General features: G+C 55.2%; 15 protein-coding genes. 12 read left to right on the top strand and 3 right to left on the bottom strand.

Annotated elements, in window-relative coordinates:
* The first annotated feature begins 78 nt into the window (after positions 1-78).
* The 11 genes from FCN45_RS20550 to FCN45_RS20500 all read left to right on the top strand — a co-directional run bounded on the left by FCN45_RS20550 (position 79) and on the right by FCN45_RS20500 (position 12,993).
* Positions 79-2,133, top strand: coding sequence for a hydantoinase/oxoprolinase family protein (locus FCN45_RS20550; protein ID WP_137387065.1), 2,055 nt, complete (start codon positions 79-81; stop codon positions 2,131-2,133).
* On the top strand, positions 2,130-4,160 hold the full coding sequence (locus FCN45_RS20545; protein ID WP_137387064.1) for a hydantoinase B/oxoprolinase family protein: 2,031 nt from the start codon (positions 2,130-2,132) through the stop codon (positions 4,158-4,160). Before FCN45_RS20550 ends, FCN45_RS20545 begins: the two co-directional genes overlap by 4 nt.
* Positions 4,144-5,220, top strand: coding sequence for a PotD/PotF family extracellular solute-binding protein (locus FCN45_RS20540; protein ID WP_137387063.1), 1,077 nt, complete (start codon positions 4,144-4,146; stop codon positions 5,218-5,220). The genes FCN45_RS20545 and FCN45_RS20540 overlap by 17 nt, the downstream gene beginning before the upstream one ends.
* Entirely contained in the window at positions 5,217-6,299 is a 1,083-nt protein-coding gene (locus FCN45_RS20535; RefSeq protein WP_137387062.1) for an ABC transporter ATP-binding protein, read from the top strand. The genes FCN45_RS20540 and FCN45_RS20535 overlap by 4 nt, the downstream gene beginning before the upstream one ends.
* On the top strand, positions 6,299-7,165 hold the full coding sequence (locus tag FCN45_RS20530) for an ABC transporter permease (RefSeq protein WP_137387061.1): 867 nt from the start codon (positions 6,299-6,301) through the stop codon (positions 7,163-7,165). Before FCN45_RS20535 ends, FCN45_RS20530 begins: the two co-directional genes overlap by 1 nt.
* Positions 7,158-7,964, top strand: coding sequence for an ABC transporter permease (locus FCN45_RS20525; RefSeq protein ID WP_137387060.1), 807 nt, complete (start codon positions 7,158-7,160; stop codon positions 7,962-7,964). Before FCN45_RS20530 ends, FCN45_RS20525 begins: the two co-directional genes overlap by 8 nt.
* Before the next feature lie 213 nt (positions 7,965-8,177).
* On the top strand, positions 8,178-8,876 hold the full coding sequence (locus FCN45_RS20520) for a hypothetical protein (protein ID WP_137387059.1): 699 nt from the start codon (positions 8,178-8,180) through the stop codon (positions 8,874-8,876).
* Positions 8,877-9,074: 198 nt separating this feature from the next.
* Positions 9,075-9,554, top strand: a complete 480-nt coding sequence (locus FCN45_RS20515; RefSeq protein ID WP_137387058.1) for a type VI secretion system tube protein TssD — start codon at positions 9,075-9,077, stop codon at positions 9,552-9,554.
* Positions 9,555-10,593: 1,039 nt separating this feature from the next.
* Positions 10,594-11,073 carry a type VI secretion system tube protein TssD gene (locus FCN45_RS20510; protein ID WP_137387057.1) on the top strand — a complete coding sequence of 160 codons (480 nt, stop codon included), beginning with the start codon at positions 10,594-10,596 and terminating at the stop codon, positions 11,071-11,073.
* A gap of 39 nt (positions 11,074-11,112) precedes the next feature.
* Positions 11,113-11,631 (top strand): O-acetyl-ADP-ribose deacetylase, encoded by a 519-nt coding sequence (locus FCN45_RS20505; protein ID WP_137387056.1) that lies wholly within the window; start codon positions 11,113-11,115, stop codon positions 11,629-11,631.
* A gap of 150 nt (positions 11,632-11,781) precedes the next feature.
* A complete protein-coding gene (locus FCN45_RS20500; RefSeq protein WP_137387055.1) occupies positions 11,782-12,993 on the top strand; it encodes a DUF4236 domain-containing protein in 1,212 nt (403 codons plus the stop codon).
* Positions 12,994-13,175: 182 nt separating this feature from the next.
* On the opposite strand, the gene malG is transcribed toward FCN45_RS20500, so the two are convergent.
* From malG to malE, 3 genes are read right to left on the bottom strand one after another with little or no spacing between them, the layout of a single operon-like run.
* A complete protein-coding gene (gene malG, locus FCN45_RS20495) occupies positions 13,176-14,066 on the bottom strand; it encodes a maltose ABC transporter permease MalG (protein ID WP_008110659.1) in 891 nt (296 codons plus the stop codon).
* Between the two features lie 9 nt (positions 14,067-14,075).
* Positions 14,076-15,596 (bottom strand): maltose ABC transporter permease MalF, encoded by a 1,521-nt coding sequence (malF, locus tag FCN45_RS20490; protein WP_137387054.1) that lies wholly within the window; start codon positions 15,594-15,596, stop codon positions 14,076-14,078.
* Positions 15,597-15,656: 60 nt separating this feature from the next.
* Entirely contained in the window at positions 15,657-16,847 is a 1,191-nt protein-coding gene (gene malE, locus FCN45_RS20485) for a maltose/maltodextrin ABC transporter substrate-binding protein MalE (protein WP_110867144.1), read from the bottom strand.
* Between the two features lie 363 nt (positions 16,848-17,210).
* Here malE and malK point away from each other — a divergent pair, with 363 nt between their 5' ends.
* The gene (gene malK / locus FCN45_RS20480; RefSeq protein ID WP_101761287.1) at positions 17,211-18,320 is read left to right on the top strand and encodes a maltose/maltodextrin ABC transporter ATP-binding protein MalK; all 1,110 of its coding nucleotides are present in this window, start codon (positions 17,211-17,213) and stop codon (positions 18,318-18,320) included.
* Positions 18,321-18,358: the final 38 nt, after the last annotated feature.

Genomic DNA, 18,358 nt, shown 5'->3' with positions numbered 1-18,358 from the left:
GTTGCTCGTATTGCATGGCAAAGCAACGGAGATTAACGCCCTACGACGCTAAGTCACCAGTAATGCAGGAGAATTAAGGTGGATAACAGCCCCGCAGCCGGAGCGACAGTCGGCGTGGATGTCGGAGGAACCTTTACCGATTTTGTTTTATTTGATCCGCAACGCCAGCAACGCTTTTTCCATAAACAGCCCAGCACGCCCGCCGATCCCGCTCTGGCGGTGAGTGACGGGCTGCGCGCCGTGCTGCTAAAAAGCGGTTTGCCCGCCAGCGCGCTGTCGCTGGTATTGCACGGCACCACGCTGGGCCTCAACGCCATTATCCAGCGGCGCGGCGCGGACATCGCGCTGGTGATCAGCGCCGGTTTCCGCGATGTGCTGGAGATCGCGCGTGCGCGTATGCCGTCCTCCTTTGATTTTCATGCCGACCGCGAGCCGCCTTTTTTACCGCGTCAGCGCGTGCTGGAGATTCCAGCGCGCTTTAGTCCCGCCGGTGAAGTGACGCAGTGGCCAACTGAGGCCGAACTGGCAACGGTGGCATCCGAGGTTCTGCAACTCAAGGTGAGCGCGGTGGCGCTGGTGACCATCAACGGTTATGCCAATCCCACGTGTGAAGCGGAACTGGCAAGCGTGCTGGCTGCGTTAGGCACGGTGCCTATACTCTCTTCGGCGCAGCTGTGGCCGGAGATTCGTGAATATGAACGCACGCTGGTGGCCGGGTTGAACGCCTATATTCAGCCGCTGATGCAGCGCTACTTTAACCGGCTAGGCGATTTACTGGCGCAGCAGGCGATTGACGTTCCCTTATTGATCACCGCGTCCAACGGCGGCGTGCTGCCGCTGGACGCTGCGCATCAGCGCCCGGTAGACACGCTGCTCTCCGGACCGGCATCCGGCGTGATTGCTGCGGCGCATCTGGCGTCCGGTACAGGTTTTGTCTCTTTTGATATGGGCGGCACCAGCAGCGATATCTCGCTGTCCGAGCAGGGCGAAATCGAACGCGTAAACCGCACCGAGATTGGCGGCCTGCCGCTGATTCTGCCGGTGGTGGGCGTATCGGCGATTGGTGCCGGCGGCGGCTCCATCGTGCATGTCGATGATTTCGGCATTCTCAAGGTTGGCCCAGAAAGTGCGGGCGCGGATCCGGGCCCGGTTGCCTATCAGCGCGGCGGCACGCAACCCACGCTCACCGATTGCTATCTGGTGAGCGGCATCTTATCCGCCGACGCGGCGTTGGCGGGCACCATCACGCTGGATCATGCCGCCGCGCATCGCGCACTCAGTGAATTGGGCGAAACGTTAGGTTTGGCGGCCGAACAGGTGGCAAGCGGCGCTATCGCAGTAGCCACCGCGCAGATGGCGACCGAACTGAACAAAGCGCTGGCGCAACGCGGATTGACCGCCGATGGCTTGACGCTGATTCCCTTTGGCGGCGCGGGCCCGACCCACGCCAACTTCTTTGCCGAAGAGGCGGGCATCAACCGCATTCTGGTGCCGCTGCGTCCCGGCACGTTCTGCGCCGAGGGCGCGATCAGCGCTGATATCCGCCGCGACTTTGTGCGCAGCCTGCGCATCAACGTTACAGCGGAGAGCTACGGCAAAATCGCCGCCACCGTTGCGGAGCTGCATCAGCTGGCGCAAAAGTGGTTTGCCGAACAGGCCAGCCGCCTCAGCGAGCGCGCCGATTATCGGGTGGAAGCGGATATGCGCTATGCCGGACAGGCCTACGAACTCAGCGTCACTCTCGGCAGCCCGGCAAGCATCACGCATCAGCAACTGCTGGAACGTTTTCAGCAGCTGCATCAGCAGCGTTATGGCTTTAACACGCCTGACGCGGCCATTGAACTCACCACGCTGCGCCTGTCGCTGAACGCCGCGCTGCCGCGCCCTACCGATAAAACTTTTAACTCTGAGAATGAGATTGATGAGCCAGTTTCGCGCCCACTTTATCTGCGCGGCGGCTGGGTGAATGCGCGCATCTGGCAACGTGTGAACATCGGCAAGCAGAGCCACATTCACGGCCCGGCGGTGATCGAACAAGAGGATACCACCACGCTGATCTTGCCTGGCTGGTCGGCGTGCACCGATAGCAGCGGCAATCTGTTGATCGCGCGCGTAACGGGAGACGCAGCATGAAACTGGATGCCATCACCCTCGAAATCCTCAACCAAAAACTCACCGCGCTCACCGAAGAGATGTGCCACATCCTGCAGCGCACCGGACGCACGCTGTACGTCAAGGAAACCGCCGATTTTTGCTGCGCGGTGGCTGATCTGCAAGGCCGCTTCTTTGCCTATCCGAAAGGTATTGGCGTCTCCGGTTTTGTCGGGCTGAACGCGCTAACCGCGATTCAGGCGGTCGGCGAGGTCGCGCCCGGCGATGTGATTCTGACTAACGATCCCTGGCGCTCGCGCGGGCTGGCGACGCATCTGCCAGATTTGCAGGTGCTGGCGCCGTGGTTCATCGAAGGCGAACTGGTGGCGTGGGGCTGGGCTTTTTTACACGCCTCCGACGTTGGCGGGCGCGTGCCGAGCAGCATCTCGCCGACCAACAGCGATATTTATCAGGAAGGGCTGCAAATTCCGCCGGTCAAGCTGGTGCGTGCGGGTGAACTCAATCGTGATGTGATGAACATTCTCACCGCCAACAGCCGCACGCCGGAGGCGATTGCTGGCGATATTCAGGCGATGCTGGCCGCGCTCAATGCCGGTCGCGATCGCCTGAATCGCATCGTGGCGCAGCATGGCGTTACGGACGTGGTGCAGGCGCAGCAGGATTTGCAGGCGTATTCGGCCATTCGCGCGCGCCAGGTGCTGCGCCGCATTCCCGACGGCGTGTATCAGTTTGAAGATTACCTCGATGACGCCGCCGGCAGCGGCTTGCCGGTGCGGCTCGCCATCACCGCCACCTTTAACGATGGCAACGTGCATCTCGATTTCACCGGCAGCGATGCGCAGGTGGCGGCGGCGATCAATATTCCCAGCCACGGCGATCCACATGCGTGGCTGACGCTGCGCATTTTGGCGCTGGTGTGCACGCTGGACAAAGGCGTGCCGCTGAATGCCGGATTACTCGCGCCAGTGACGCTGTTTGCGCCCGCCGGATCGCTGGTCAATCCACACTATCCGGCGGCAGTTGGCGTACGCCATGCGGCGGCAGTGCGCGTGAATGATCTGCTGAACGGTTTGCTGGGGCAGCCGTTGCCGGACGTAATGCCCGCCGCCAGCGGTGGCACCATCATTCCGCTGGTGATCGCCGAAGTGGCGCGCAATGGCCGCGAGCAGAATGTGCAGGTGATCGAACCGATGGTCGGTGGTGGCGGGGCGCGCTGCGGGCGCGACGGCATCGACGGACGCGACAACAGCATCTCGAATCTGGCGAACAATCCGGTGGAGATGGTGGAAGCGGAAACCCATATCGAAATCCGCCAGTACGCGCTGCGCCCCGGTTCTGCCGGCGCAGGACAATGGCGTGGCGGCATGGGCCAGCAGATTCGCGTGCGCATTCTGCAAAATGACAGCACGCTGCTGGCGCGCGGCATGGAGCGCATGCTGTTCCAGCCGTGGGGCGTGCAGGGCGGCCAGCCGGGGCAATCGACCAGGCTGACGCTTAATCCTGATGTCGCGGGCGGTCAACCGCTCGGCAAGATCGATCTGCTGAGCGTCAACGCCGGTGACGAAGTGCTGCTGCAAACGCCCGGCGGCGGCGGTTGGGGCGATCCCTTCAAGCGCGATGCGCTGGCGGTGCAAAACGATGTCGATAACCATTTGCTGAGCCACACCGATGCCGCGCAGCACTATGGCGTGGTGCTTACCGATCACGGCATTGATGCCGCGGCCACCGCCGCCTTGCGCAGCCAACCGCGTGCGGCGTCATCTTCTTTCGGCGCGGCGCGCGAGAACTGGCAAACGCTGTTTGAGGGCGATGTGCTGACGCGGCTCAATCAGCTGCTTTATCCACTCAGTCCGGCCGAACGCCAGCGCCATCGCTCTGCGGTGTTTGCCGCCGCGTTAGCGCAGTTACCGGCAGATTTTCCTCGTTCAACTTCTCCAGCTATCGCGACGGCGCGCCAGGTGTTTGCCGCTGCGCTGCGCGCGCTGGAAAGTGAACTTTCAGCGTCAATTACCTCAATACCAGGAGATGGCCATGCGCCAGTTAAATAACAAAAAAATCCTGCTCACCGCGCTGGTGGGCATGTTGATCAGCGGTGCGGCGAGCGCGGCTGAAACCACAGACTCGGTGATCGTTGGCGTTTACGGCGGTGACTGGGAGAAAAATATCCGCGCGTCCGGTCTGGAGCAGTTTGCCAAAGATAATCACCTGAAGCTGACCGTAGTGCCGGGCGCGGATGCCGAATGGTTTGCCAAGCTGCGCGCCGCCAAAGGCCGTGGTTCGCCGTATGACGTGGTGGTGTTCCAGCCCGATACCGTGCAGCGCGCGCAGGCGGCGGGCTTGCTGCAGCCACTGGATGCCAAAGATATTCCCAACCTGAATAATCTGTATCAGAGCGTGCAGTCGCGCTTTGTGTATAACAATCAAACCTACGCCGCCGCTTTCAGCCTCGGCCAGCTCGGGCTCGCTTATCGTAGCGATCTGGTGAAAACCCCGCCGAAAAGCTGGCTCGACTTGTGGAATCCGGAATACAAAGGCCACGTTGCGATTTCATCGCCGACTTACGCCGCCGGTTTGCAGTTCTTCGCGGGCTTAGTGCACGCGTTGGGCGGCGAGCTTAATCAGCCTGCCGCCGTGGATAAAGCCTTCACCAAACTGGCGGAACTGCGCGGCAACGCGGTGGCGTTCCCGGACAGTCCGGGCGCGATTCAAACCTTGCTGGAGCGCGGCGATGCGTGGGTGGTGCCGTACTGGGATGGACGCGTGTTTGCGCTGAAGCAGCAAGGCATGAAAGTTGATTTCGTCTATCCGTCCGATGGTCCGGTTGTCGGTGCCGCGAACTGGGTGATTCCAAAGGGCGCGCCGAACCTCGCCAACGCCTACAAAGTGGTTAACGCCATGTCTGCGCCTGACGTGCAGAAAGCCTTCTCGGATAAATCACTGTATGGCATGACCAACAAAGACGTGCAGTACAGCGACAACCTGAAGAAGCAGGTGAAAGTGGGCGAAGAGGCCTACAGCAAACTGATCTGGATTGATTACAGCACCGCCACGCCGCAGCTGGCGGACTGGACGCGTCGCTGGAGCCAGGCGCTAGGTGGTGCCAAATGAGTTCAGTCGTCATTGACGGCGTAGCGCGGCAGTTTGATAACCATCGCGCGCTGAATGACGTCAGCATCACCATCGAGCAGGGTGAGTTTTTCTCCCTGCTCGGGCCGAGCGGCTGCGGCAAAACCACGCTGCTAAATATCATCGCCGGATTTTTGTCGCCGAATAACGGGCGCGTGTTGATTGGTGGCAAGGATGTCACCGCGCTGCCGCCGTATCAGCGCCACATCGGCATGGTGTTCCAGAACTACGCGCTGTTTCCGCATCTGAGCGTGGGCGATAACGTCGCGTTCGGGCTGAAGGTGCGCAAAGTATCGCGCAGCGAACAGCAGCGTCGTGTCACCGAAGCGCTAAAGCAGGTGCGACTGGAAGGGCTGGCGCAGCGCATGCCGCATCAGCTTTCCGGCGGACAGCAGCAGCGCGTAGCGATTGCGCGCGCGCTGGCGATTGAACCGCAGGTGCTGCTGCTGGATGAGCCGCTGTCGAACCTTGATGCGCGCCTGCGCAAGGAGATGCAGGACGAACTGCGCGCGTTGCAGCAGCGCGTCGGCATCACCACGGTGCTGGTGACGCACGACCAGGAAGAGGCGCTGACGCTGTCGGATCGCATTGGCATTCTCGGGCAGGGCGAGCTGCAGCAGATTGGCGCACCCGCCGCGCTCTACCGCCAACCGGCGAATCGCTTTGTCGCGGAGTTTGTCGGACAGGCCAATCTATTCCATGCCTCTGCGCACAACGGACTTTACCAGGCGCGCGATCACTTTGTTGTCGCCGGATCAGCGCTGCAACTCAGCGCCGCGCAACCGGCAAGTGCCTCATCGTTGCTGATTGTGCGCCCTGAGCGCGTGCAGTTCTCCAGCGAGCCGCAGCAATTTACCAGCAACGGCAGCGCCGCCAGTGTGAAAGAAGTGAGTTTTGCCGGTGCGACCTTGCGGCTGGTGTGCCAGTTGCCGGGCGGCGGCGAGATCCGCGTGCAGCCCGCAGAAGCGCACTTTTCACAGCTGCCCGCGCCGGGCGATCGCTGCTATCTGCACTGGCAAGCGGCGGATGTCATCGTGCTGCCCGCGCAGGAGCGCGCCTGATGAAGATCGCCACGCGTAATCTGTTTCCCTGGCTGCTGCTGACGCCATCGCTACTTTTTCTGCTGCTGTTTTTGCTGGTGCCGCTGCTGCTGCTGTTCGACCAAAGCCTGACCAACGTTGATAGCCTGCTCAATCCGCTGCCCGGTTACAGCCTGACGCAATATGTGACGGTGTTTGCCGATCCGCAATATCTGCACGCGCTCTGGACCACGCTGTGGGTGTCGTTGCTCACCGCCGCGATTACCGTATTGCTAGCGTGGCCAGCGGCGTGGCTGCTGGTGACGACGCAGCGGCGCGGCTGGCGCACGCTGCTGTATGTGATCCTGATTTCTCCGCTGCTCACCAGCGTGGTGATCCGCACCTTCGCGTGGATTGTGCTGCTGGCGCAGAACGGTTTGATCAACGGCTTCCTGCTGTTCACCGGTCTGATTCCACAGCCGCTGAGCCTGTTGTGGAACATGAATGCGGTGATCATCGCTTATGTGCAGGTGATGCTGCCGTTTGCCGTGCTGCCGCTGATTACCTCGCTGAATGAAATCGCGCCCTCGCTGCGATTGGCGGCGATGAGTCTGGGTGCTACGCCCGCGATGACCTTCCGCCGTGTGGTGCTGCCTTTGACGCTGCCCGGCATGCTGACCGGTTTCATCATCGTCTTTTCCCTCGCGGCGGGCAGCTACATCACGCCGTTGCTGATTGGTGGACGCTTACAGCCGCTGCTGCCGATTGCCATTTATCAACAGGCGATGCAGATCGCTAACCTGCCGCTGGCGGCGGCGCTGTCGTTGACCTTGCTGGTGATGACCTTGATTGTCGCCGGGATTGCGGGCGCGTTCCTGAAACGCTGGGAGAAGAAAAATCATGGATAACACGCAAAGCCTGGCGCAGCGGCTGACGCAGTTCGGCGTGACGCTGGCGGGCATTGTCATTTACGCCTTTTTAGCGCTGCCGGTGCTGGTGATTGTGCTCTCGGCGTTTAGCCCGGAGCCGTATCCGCAGTTTCCACCGCAGGGATTCTCGCTGCGCTGGTTTAGCGCGCTTTTACAGGATGACGGTTGGATCGCGTCGCTGTGGATCAGCGCCTTGCTGCTGGTGATCGTCACGCCAATCACCGTGGTGCTGGGTACGTTTGCCGCCTGGTCGCTGGCGCGGCTGGAGTTCCGCTATCGCGAAGCCTTGCAGGCGTTTATTCTGTCGCCGCTGATGATTCCACAAGTGGTGCTGGGTATTGCGTTGCTATATGTGCTGACGGCGGCGGGTATCGCCGGGATGATCAGCGGGCTGGTGATTGGCCATGTGGTGGTGGCGCTGCCGTATGTGGTGCGCACCGTTAGCGTGAGCCTGGCGGCAATGGATAAGCGGCTCGAAGCGGTATCGATGAGTTTGGGCGCGGGGCGCTGGTATACGTTTCGCCACGTCACGCTGCCGCTCATTAAGCCCGGCATTCTGGCCGGAGCGGTATTTGCGGCGGTGACCTCGTTTGGTGAAGTCTCTGTGAGCCTGTTTCTCAGCGCGCCAGACACCATCACCGTGCCGGTTCGGGTATTTAATTACGTCGACCAGACTTTCGATCCTACGGTGAATGCGATTTCGGTGATCTTTATTATCTTCGCGGTGCTGATTTTAATGGTAATTGAGAAAAAAATTGGGCTGGTGAAGTTGAGTTAGATTGTTTGGTTATCGCCGCCGTGATGTGGAAATAATGGGATATTGCGTTTACGAGTCTTTCGCAGAAAATTCTTTAATTATACAAGTAAACCGCACTGGTAAGTGCGGTTTTTTTTATGAATAGGGATCACAACTGGCTAAATTTTCGCTTCACTGAATTTTATTATTCCCCTATGGTTTGCATGGTTAACGGGATTAACTATAGGGATATATATGTACCACAGTGATGCGGTGATACGGCAGCTTCAGGCGCAAAGGATTCTGGCAGAAAAGCTCGACAACGCCGTTTCCGGCGTTATTGATGCAGTTTCCGATCAGGTCAGTAAGATCAATAAAGGGGCGACCCGGCTTTCATTTTATGCATCGTGCTTTACTGATGAGTATTATGATGTTTGTGAAAAACAGGCGATCGAAGATAAGCGTTTCATGATGGGAATGGTACAGTTAGTAAAAGACCGGCGCATTGTTTTCGAACTTCTAAAAACCTACATTGAATATCAGCTTGAGAACCGTTCTATGCGGCAGATTGCGGTAATTAAAAGCCAGCTGATGCGGTTAAATATTCACATTGCGGCTAGCACGCTGACATCAAACGCCTTTGCGGTCGGGGCGACAATGGCAGTGATTGTGGCAATGAATATCAGGTTTCCAGTTGCCAAAAGTATTGGTGGTTATTTTGGCGACGCAGTGGGGGTGCTGACAATATACGGTATTGTCCAGAATGCGGCAGAAAGCGCCAAAAGGTTGCAGGTCATGCATCAGGCTTATTATCAGGCGCTATACATACGCAGGCTTGAAATGATGTATTTTCTCATTGAGGACGAATTTATCCGGGCAGGTGCGCTCACGAATAAAAGGCTTTCCGAATATGAACTCGCTCAGGTGCTCGCGAAACTAATGGGAAGGGCATGAAACGTTTCCTAAAGCAATGGCTGAGGTCCCAATCCAAAATGCTGCTGCGTATCTACGTGCCGGTTATTATTACCGTGCTGTACGGTATGTTCAAATTTTACTTATATCCCGACAGCGGCATGCTGAGCGTGGGGATCGTTTACCTGTGTGCGTATATTTTTGTCGTTTATCAATGTCGAAAACTTTAAAGGATTAAATATGTCAATTCCAGCACATATCTGGTTAGAAGATGAAAGCGGTTCGCCGATTGTGGGCTCGTGCATGATGCCGACCAGACTCGGTTCGATAGAGCTCAACTCCGTCATGCACAACATTACCATCCCGGTGGATCCGCACACCGGAAGGCTTACGGCCACAAGAATTCATGCACCAATATCCGTTCAAAAAGAGTTTGATAGAACAACGCCGGTGCTGTTTCGTGCATTGTGTCAGGCCAGAACGCTGAAATCAGCGACCATCAAGATGTACCGAATTAACGAAGCGGGTATTGAGGTCGAGTATTTTAATATCCGCCTGGATAACGTCAAAATCTCCAGCATTTCACCGGCTCTGCTGCCAAACGGCCAGACCAGCACGCATCTGGAAAATATTGAGCTACGATATGAAACGATCACATGGAAATACGTGGACGGAAATATTGTGTTTAAGGATGGATGGAATGAGAGGATGATTGCTTAGCTTCTGGCTAAGATTGCTGATGCTGAGGATTACAAATACATGAACAAAATAGTAATGCTTAAAGACGATATAACCAAAGTCCCAGTAGATGTATTTTTTAACGCAACAAATACCTCCTGAGCCGTTTTTAACGGGTAGGCGAATAAGACACTGAATCGTTTTGTTTCCCTATATCAGCACAGGGGTACATAGATTTCCTAAAACGTTGAAGACTGAGATTTAGCTTCAAGTCATAGTATCATTGTCCTATAGTTTGCAAGGTTAATGGAATCAAAATAGGGATATATATGTACCACAGTGATGCGGTCATAAAACAGCTTCAGGCGCAAAGGATTCTAGCAGAAAAATTCGACAACACAGTTTCTGGCGTTATTGATGCAGTTTCCGGTCAGGCCAGTAAGAACAATAAAGGGGCTATCAGGCTCTCCTTATCACGCATAATATATTCGTGAGCTCTAAATAATGTATTTCCTTATCGAACCTTCATTCATGCGCGCTGATGCGCTAAAAAGCCAATGGCTTTCAGATCACGAAGTTGCTGAGGGATTGATGAAGTTAGTAGAGAAATAATGAGAGAGTTTTTAAAAAAATGGTTAATATCAGAATCGAAATTTCTGATCTGCACTTACGTTCCGATAGTATCAACAATGCTTTTTGCGCTGCTACAAATCTACTTTTTTCCAGAAAGCAGTATGTTAGGTGTAGGAATATTTTATCTCTGCGCCCTTTCATTTGTTATCTACAAATGTCGTTAAATTTAAGAGTGTAATAGAGAATGTTTAGCGTGCTGAAACATAATGCTCTTCAGGTTTGCATACGAGTAGGTTGGAGTGAAATAGGATGGGGTATTTGAAGAGATGGTTAGTAGAACAATTAAAATTGTTGCTATGCATCTATGTTCCGGTTTTATGTACACTCGTGTTTGGTGTGCTTAAAGTTTATTTCTATCCAGAGAGTGGAATGACGAGCGTGGGCCTTGTATATCTCCTCACGCTAATAATTTCTATTAATAAATTTCGTTAAATTCAAAAGAATTAATATGTCTGTTCCAGCACATCTCTGGTTAGACGATGAAAGTGGATATCCTTTTGTAGGTTCGTGCATGATGCCGACCAGACTCGGTTCGATAGAGCTCAACTCCCTCATGCACAACATTACCATCCCGGTGGATCCGCACACGGGAAGGCTTACGGCCATAAGAATTCATGCACCAATATCCGTTCGAAAGGAGTTTGATAGAACAACGCCGGTGCTGTTTCGTGCATTATGTCAAGCCAGAACGCTGAAATCAGCGACCATCAAGATGTACCGAATTAACGAAGCGGGTATTGAGGTTGAGTATTTTAATATCCACCTGGATAACGTCAAAATCTCCAGCATTTCACCGGCTCTGCTGCCAAACGGCCAGACCAGCACGCATCTGGAAAATATTGAGCTACGATATGAAACGATCACATGGAAATACTTGGACGGTAACATTGTGTTTAAGGATGGATGGAATGAGAGGATGATTGCTTAGCTTCTGGCTAAGATTGCTGACGCTGAGGATTAGAAATAGATGAACAAAATAGCATTGCTCAAAGACGATATAACTAAAGTCCCAGTGGAAGCCATTGTGAACGCTGCCAATACCTCCTTGCTTGGCGGCGGCGGAGTTGATGGCGCCATCCATCGTGCGGGCGGGCCAGCGATTTTGGCTGAGTGTCAGAAAATCAGAAATCGACAAGGTGGCTGCAAAGTCGGAGATGCAGTGATCACCACGGCGGGTGATTTGCCAGCAAAATACGTCATTCACACCGTTGGCCCACACTGGCATGACGGGCAACATGACGAAGAAACGCTGTTGAAAAATGCCTATCTGAGCTGTTTTAAACTGGTAGAAGAATATGGCATCCAAACCGTTTCGTTTCCTAATATCAGTACTGGCATATACAGATTCCCTAAAGCATTGGCGGCTGAAATCGCATTAGGTGTGATTGAACAGTGTTTGCGTGAGAATTCCAATATCGAGCAAGTCAATATGGTCTGCTTTGATGAGGAAAATTACGACCTGTATTCAAAAATGCTTGGGCAATAAAGTTCTGTATAATTTCATTCAGCCGCACTCGAATAACGATATATTTACGGTTGGCAACACAACATTGATGGCTATCTTATCGCCATCTTAAGCCGGGAAAAATGGCAATTTTTTACCCTTACTCAATAATCAAAAGGAATGGTTAATAACATGGGGTTTAGATTTCGAAAATCGATAAGCATTATTCCCGGTGTAAGGATGAACCTGAGCTCCTCGGGTGCGAGTATGAGTGTTGGGCCGCGAGGGGCATCCGTTTCGTTCGGCAAACGCGGTACTTATGCCAATCTGGGACTTCCAGGGACGGGATTGAGCTATCGAACTCGTTTAGATCGAGCAAGTGCAGCGAGCAGAAAACGCAATGCTTCTCGACAAGAGGATCCCTATTTACGGCAAGAGCTTGAGCAAGAGGTGGAAGCGCTGAATCAGGCTGTAGACGATATTGTGAATATCTATCTCCTTACACCTGATTCTCGTACGGGGCATTCCTACTCCGAGCTCGAAGCGCATTATCGGCAGTTGATGTTGCAGCCCTACAATGTGCCTGCACCTGTCCGTCCCGAAAAGCCCGTTCCTCTTATTGCACCTGAACAACCTGAAGACAATCAAGGTCGTGGTCTTATTGGACGAATATTTGAATCAGCTTCTGCTCGCCTGGATCGGCAAACACGTAATATTGAGCAATGGCAACGAGAAGTAAAAGAGTGCGAACAGGAAAACGAACTTTCTCTGAAGCGATATCAGGCGATGCGTCAGCGCTGGGCGGAGCTATACGCTAACTGGAAATTCGATGCGGCTGAACATGAAAAGAAGATTGCAAGCAAGTTGGCAAATATTGAATCGCAATTCGCCACCGATAACAGCTATTTCGAATCACTTCTGTCCGAAGTCATTCAAGCTGCAGACTGGCCACGCGAGACGCTGGTGTCGTTTCAGGTGAATGCCTCCACATCTGAAATTCTCATTGAAGTAGATTTGCCAGAATATGAAATGCTGCCTACTTCATCAGTACGGGTGAATGCCCGTGGAACAGAGATTATTGAAAAAGAGTTGTCACAAAAGGCGATGCGAGAACGTTATGCTTTGCATGTGCACGGTATCGTATTGCGGCTGGCTGGTATGGCTTTTTGCGCGCTGCCATTTAATACCGTTATCATTAGCGGCTTTACTCAGCGAATCAGTAAACATACCGGGCACTTAAATGATGAATACATCCTATCCTCACGTATTGAACGTTATTTATTTGAACGGCTCAACTTTAGCAATCTGGAAAATGTCAGCCCGATTGACGCTTTTGATAAATTCCAAACACAGCGTCGCATGAGCGCAACATTCATTTTTCAACCCGTTACACCTATTGTTTGAGAAGATGATCGCGGCCTCTACTACTCGGAAACCCTAACCAAATTTGACGCGACCGCATTGATTCGTTCTATGTCTGGTGACAAAAGGATCTGTAATAACCCCACACCCATAAAAAAAGCGGCCCTAAGGCCGCCAAAACCCTCAACTGCAGTGAACATTGAGGAAGGAGGATAATAAACGGGTTAGCCTTTCACGCCACCGGCCGTCAGGCCGCTGACCAGCCAGCGTTGGGCCAGCAGGAACACCAGCGTAATCGGAATTGCAGAGAGCACCGCCGCCGCGGCAAAGTCGCCCCACAGATAGTTTTGCGGGTTCAAATATTGCTGCATGCCAACCGCCAGCGTGTAGCTATTCACATCGCGCAGCAGCAGTGACGCAACCGGCACTTCGGTGACGGCGGCAATAAATGCCAGAATAAACACCACCGCCAGAATCGGCACCGAGAGCGGCAACAGCACCAGCCGGAACGCCTGCCACGGCGTGGCGCCATCCAGCGCGGCGGCTTCTTCCAGCGAACCGTCGATGGTTTCGAAATAGCCTTTAATGGTCCAGACGTGCAGGGCGATGCCGCCGAGATAGGCAAAAATCACGCCGCCATGCGTATTCAGACCGATAAATGGCAGATATTGTCCCAGGCGATCAAACAGCGCATAGAGCGCCACCAGCGACAGCACCGCTGGGAACATCTGGAAAATCAGCATGCCTTTTAACAGCGTGGCGCGCCCGGCAAAACGCATGCGCGCAAAGGCATACGCGCAGGTGGTGGAAAGCGCCACAATGCCAATCGCGCTGATGGCGGCGATTTTCACCGAGTTCCACAACCACAGCAGCACCGGGAAGGGCGGCGGCGTCACGCGGCCATCGGCGTGCTCCACGCTGAAACCTAACGCCAGCTGCCAGTGTTCCCAGGAAATCTGCTCCGGGATCAGCGAGCCGGTGGCGAAGTTACCGGCGCGCAGTGAGATAGCGAACACCATCAGCAGCGGAAACAGGATTCCCGCAATAAACATCAGCAGCAGCAGATGCGTCATCAACAGACGCAGCTTTTGCGATTTGGGTTGCACCATAGCCATAACGCCTCCTTAATCGAATTTCATCCGCACGGCTTTAAGATTGATTACCGCCAGCGCGCCCACCAGCAGGAAGATCAGCGTGGCAATCGCTGCCGCCAGACCAAAGTCCTGTCCGCCGCCACCTTCAAACGCAATGCGCCAGGTGTAATTGACCAGCAAATCGGTGTAACCCGCTGGCGTGGTGGTGCCGATACGATCCGGTCCGCCGTTGGTCAGCAGCTGCACCAGCACGAAGTTATTAAAGTTAAAGGCAAAACTGGCAATCATTAGCGGCATCAGCGGCTTCAACAGCAGCGGCAGGGTAATCAGGAAGAAGTTCTGCAGCGGCCCGGCGCCGTCCATCGCCGAAGCTTCATAGAGATCGTCTGGAATCGCTTTCAGCAGCCCCATGCAGAGAATCATCATGTAGGGATAACCCAGCCAGGTATTGACGATCACCAGCATGGTGCGCGCCAGCGTCGGATCGCTAAACCACGCGGGCTGGAAGCCAAACAGCGCTTTCAGCATCACGTTGATTTCACCGAAGCTCTGGTTGAATAAGCCTTTGAAGATCAATATCGAGATAAACGCCGGCACGGCGTAGGGCAAAATCAGCATCACGCGATACACCGCTTTGCCTTTCAGCGCTTCCCACTGCACTAAGCAAGCCAGCACCATGCCGACCGCCACGGTGAGAATCACCGTCACAAACGAAAACAGCAGCGTCCAGCCAAAGATCGCCAGAAACGGTTTTTGAATCCCTTCATCGGTAAATACGCGAATGAAATTCTTCCAGCCGGTATTCACCGTGAAGCCCGGACTCAGCGCCTCGCCGCTGCTGTTCTGATAGAAACCGCTCTCACGATTGGCCTGATAAAGCGCGCCGCTTTGCTGATTTTTCAGGTCGCCGTTGGCTTGCAGTACATACAACGGGCGCGTGCCGGAGAACTGACGCAGCGAGCTCATCACCACCTGACGACCATCCGGCAGTTCGGCCTGAATCTGGTTCAGCGCCTGGCGATTGGTGGTGACGATGCGCAACGTGGCGCGTTCGCCCGGCGGTGGCGGGGCGCTGGTGAGTTTCAGCTTTTGTGCTCCGCCAAAGGCAAACGCAGGCGAAACGAAGGTTTGCCCGTTGGCCGCTTCGGTTAGCACCAGCTGCCAGCGATCGCCCGCCGGGATCAGCGAGAAGTTCAGCGCCGAACCATCCTGATATTGACGGCTCAGCAACACCTGTTGTGCACGTTCCAGCGTCAGCTGGTTGGTGCTGCTGTAGTTGGTAAAGGCAATCGCCACGGTACAGGCGAGGGGAAACAGTACGAACAGCGCCATGCCGGCAAGTCCGGGATAGACATAGCGCCAGGCGTAAGCGCGACGATTGGCATAAATCCAGATGCCGACGGCGCTGATAATCAGCGTTACCAGCGCAAACAGATATTCACCTTTTGCATACATCAGCACGAGCAGATAGCCGACCAGCAGACAGCAGATACCGAGAAAAAGAGCTTTCAGCACGGCGCTGAACCGTGCTGTTTTCGGTTTTCCTGACATGATGCGGTTTTCCTTAACAGCCAGTAACGAGCCGGATTGCGCCGGCTCTGGTAGAGAGGATTACTTGTTGAGTCGTGCCTGCGCATCTTTCAGCGCCGCATCGACGCTTTGACGTCCGCTCAGCGCATTCAGCGTGGCGGTGCGCATCGCGTACCAGAAGGCAGCCATCTGCGGAATGTTTGGCATGATATCGCCGTTGCGCGCGTTGGTCATGGTGGCGGCAATGCGCTCATCTTTTTCCAGCGTCTGCTGGAACGATTTCAGCGCCACCGCGCCGAGCGGTTTGTCTTTGTTAACCGCATCAAGACCAGAATCGGTCAGCAGGTAATTTTCCAGGAACTCTTTGGCCAGCTCTTTATTCGGGCTGGCGGCATTGATGCCGGCACTCAGTACGCCGACGAAGGTTTTGGAGTTTTTGCCATGCAGCGTGGGCAGCAGCGTGACGCCGTAGTTGATTTTGCTCTTATCGATGTTGCTCCACGCCCACGGCCCGTTAATGGTCATGGCGGTTTGCCCCTTATTGAAGGCGGCTTCGGCGATGGAGTAATCAGTATCGGCATTCAGCGTTTTGGCCTTCACCTGATCAACAAGGAAGCTCATGCCCGCTTTTGCCCCTGCGTTATCCACGCCGGTATCTTTCACGTCGTAACGGCCATCGTTGAGCTTAAAGGCATAAGCGCCGCCCGCCGCCAGCAGCGGCCAGGTGAAGTACGGCTCCTGCAGGTTAAACATCATGGCGCTCTTGCCCTGCGCGCGCATTTTCTTATCAATGGCGGCGATCTCTTCCCAGCTTTTTGGCGGCTCAGGCAGCAGATCTTTGTTGTAGATGAGTGACAAGGACTCAACCGAAATTGGATAACCGATCAGCTTGCCGTTGAAGCGCACCGCATCCCAGGTGAAGGGGAAGATTTTCTCCTGGAAGCGCGCGTCCGGGGAGATCTCCGCTAACAAGCCTGACTGCGCATAGCCGCCAAAGCGATCGTGCGCCCAGAAGATGATGTCCGGGCCGTCGCCGGTGGCGGCCACCTGCGGATACTTCTCTTCCATTTTGTCCGGATGCTCAACCGTCACTTTGATGCCGGTCTCCTGCTCAAACTTTTTACCCACTTCAGCCAGGCCGTTGTAGCCCTTGTCGCCGTTGATCCAGATGACCAGCTTTCCCTCTTCAATCTTTGCAACGGCAGAGGCTGAAAACAGCACGGCCGTCAGGGCGGAAAGGGCAAGAATGCGTGCACCGGTTTTCATTGTCATAACTCCATCCTGTTAGCGGAAACGGAAATCGTTTTACCTGCCACATTGTGAGTATCTGCCGCCGCTTCTCATCCTCCCCGGCTCTACGCCTGCTTATCACCTGATGTGATCTGCGTTGCAAAACCACCCGGTTATCACGGGCTGGCGCACACAATCGTCGCTCTGCTCTGCGTCATAGCTCACAAAAATGGTTGCCTGCCGCGTTTTATCAGACAGGTTTGCAAGATCTCCTCCTCCCGTCTCCTCCCCCACGCTGACGCCGTGCGGTGGAGGATGTCGGCGGTTATCTCCTTGCCCATAGTGGTCGCCGGGGTCTGTCCGCCGACTTGCGGACAAGGAATAGCAAGCTGAGAGGAAAGCATCATGTCGAGCGTTACGTTGCGCAGTGTCTCCAAGGTGTGGGGCGAAACCGAGGTGTCGAAAAACATCAGCCTTGAGATCGCTGAAGGCGAGTTCGTGGTTTTTGTCGGACCTTCAGGCTGCGGCAAATCGACGCTGCTGCGCATGATTGCCGGTCTGGAAACCATCACCAGCGGCGATCTGTTTATTGGCGACAAACGCATGAATGAGGTGCCGCCCGCCGAGCGCGGCATCGGCATGGTGTTTCAGTCCTACGCGTTGTATCCCCACCTTTCGGTGGCTGAGAACATGTCGTTCGGCCTGAAGTTGGCCGGCACGCGCAAAGCGGAGATTCAGCAGCGGGTCAATCAGGTGGCGGAAGTGCTGCAGCTGGCGCATCTGCTGGATCGCCGTCCGAAAGCGTTGTCGGGCGGGCAGCGTCAGCGCGTGGCGATTGGCCGAACGCTGGTGGCGGAACCACGGGTGTTTTTACTTGATGAGCCGCTCTCCAACCTTGATGCGGCGCTGCGCGTGCAGATGCGCATCGAGATCTCACGCCTGCATAAGCGTTTGAAGCGCACCATGATTTACGTCACCCATGATCAGACCGAAGCGATGACGCTGGCTGATAAGATCGTGGTGCTGGATGGCGGCCACGTTGCCCAGGTCGGCAAGCCGCTCGAGCTGTATCACTATCCCGCCAATCGTTTTGTTGCCGGTTTTATCGGCTCACCGCGCATGAATTTCTTACCGGTAAAAGTCACCGCCACCGCCATCGATCAGGTTCAGGTGCGTTTACCCAATACCCAGCTGGTGTGGCTGCCGGTCGACAGCGCCGGTGTGCAGGTGGGCAGCAACATGTCGTTAGGCATTCGTCCCGAACATCTGCTCTCCAGCGATATCGCTGACGTCACCCTCGAAGGCGAGGTGACGGTGGTGGAGCAGCTGGGACACGAAACGCAAATTCACATCCAGATTCCCGCCATTCGTCAAAGCCTGGTTTATCGCCAGGAGGACGTCGTGCTGGTAGAAGAGGGCGCCCTGATGGGCATCGGCCTGCCGCCAGAGCGTTGCCATCTTTTCCGTGAAGATGGTAGCGCCTGTCGCCGGCTACATCAGGAACCCGGTGTTTAGCCCTGCAAAACAATAAAAGCAATGACCTCAGGAGATAG

Source organism: Pantoea sp. SO10, from assembly GCF_005281435.1.
Classification (GTDB): Bacteria; Pseudomonadota; Gammaproteobacteria; order Enterobacterales; family Enterobacteriaceae; genus Pantoea; species Pantoea leporis.
The sequence above is the reverse complement of the archived record's forward strand: the minus strand, read 5'-3'. Positions and strand labels throughout refer to the sequence as shown.

What these genes read in the sequence shown, in the direction of transcription:
- FCN45_RS20545 (WP_137387064.1), top strand. Translation starts at nt 2,130, where the DNA reads ATGAAACTGGATGCCATCACCCTCGAAATCCTCAACCAAAAACTCACC.
- FCN45_RS20540 (WP_137387063.1), top strand. Translation starts at nt 4,144, where the DNA reads ATGCGCCAGTTAAATAACAAAAAAATCCTGCTCACCGCGCTGGTGGGC.
- FCN45_RS20535 (WP_137387062.1), top strand. Translation starts at nt 5,217, where the DNA reads ATGAGTTCAGTCGTCATTGACGGCGTAGCGCGGCAGTTTGATAACCAT.
- FCN45_RS20530 (WP_137387061.1), top strand. Translation starts at nt 6,299, where the DNA reads ATGAAGATCGCCACGCGTAATCTGTTTCCCTGGCTGCTGCTGACGCCA.
- FCN45_RS20525 (WP_137387060.1), top strand. Translation starts at nt 7,158, where the DNA reads ATGGATAACACGCAAAGCCTGGCGCAGCGGCTGACGCAGTTCGGCGTG.
- FCN45_RS20520 (WP_137387059.1), top strand. Translation starts at nt 8,178, where the DNA reads ATGTACCACAGTGATGCGGTGATACGGCAGCTTCAGGCGCAAAGGATT.
- FCN45_RS20515 (WP_137387058.1), top strand. Translation starts at nt 9,075, where the DNA reads ATGTCAATTCCAGCACATATCTGGTTAGAAGATGAAAGCGGTTCGCCG.
- FCN45_RS20510 (WP_137387057.1), top strand. Translation starts at nt 10,594, where the DNA reads ATGTCTGTTCCAGCACATCTCTGGTTAGACGATGAAAGTGGATATCCT.
- FCN45_RS20505 (WP_137387056.1), top strand. Translation starts at nt 11,113, where the DNA reads ATGAACAAAATAGCATTGCTCAAAGACGATATAACTAAAGTCCCAGTG.
- FCN45_RS20500 (WP_137387055.1), top strand. Translation starts at nt 11,782, where the DNA reads ATGGGGTTTAGATTTCGAAAATCGATAAGCATTATTCCCGGTGTAAGG.
- malG (WP_008110659.1), bottom strand. Translation starts at nt 14,066, where the DNA reads ATGGCTATGGTGCAACCCAAATCGCAAAAGCTGCGTCTGTTGATGACG.
- malF (WP_137387054.1), bottom strand. Translation starts at nt 15,596, where the DNA reads ATGTCAGGAAAACCGAAAACAGCACGGTTCAGCGCCGTGCTGAAAGCT.
- malE (WP_110867144.1), bottom strand. Translation starts at nt 16,847, where the DNA reads ATGACAATGAAAACCGGTGCACGCATTCTTGCCCTTTCCGCCCTGACG.
- malK (WP_101761287.1), top strand. Translation starts at nt 17,211, where the DNA reads ATGTCGAGCGTTACGTTGCGCAGTGTCTCCAAGGTGTGGGGCGAAACC.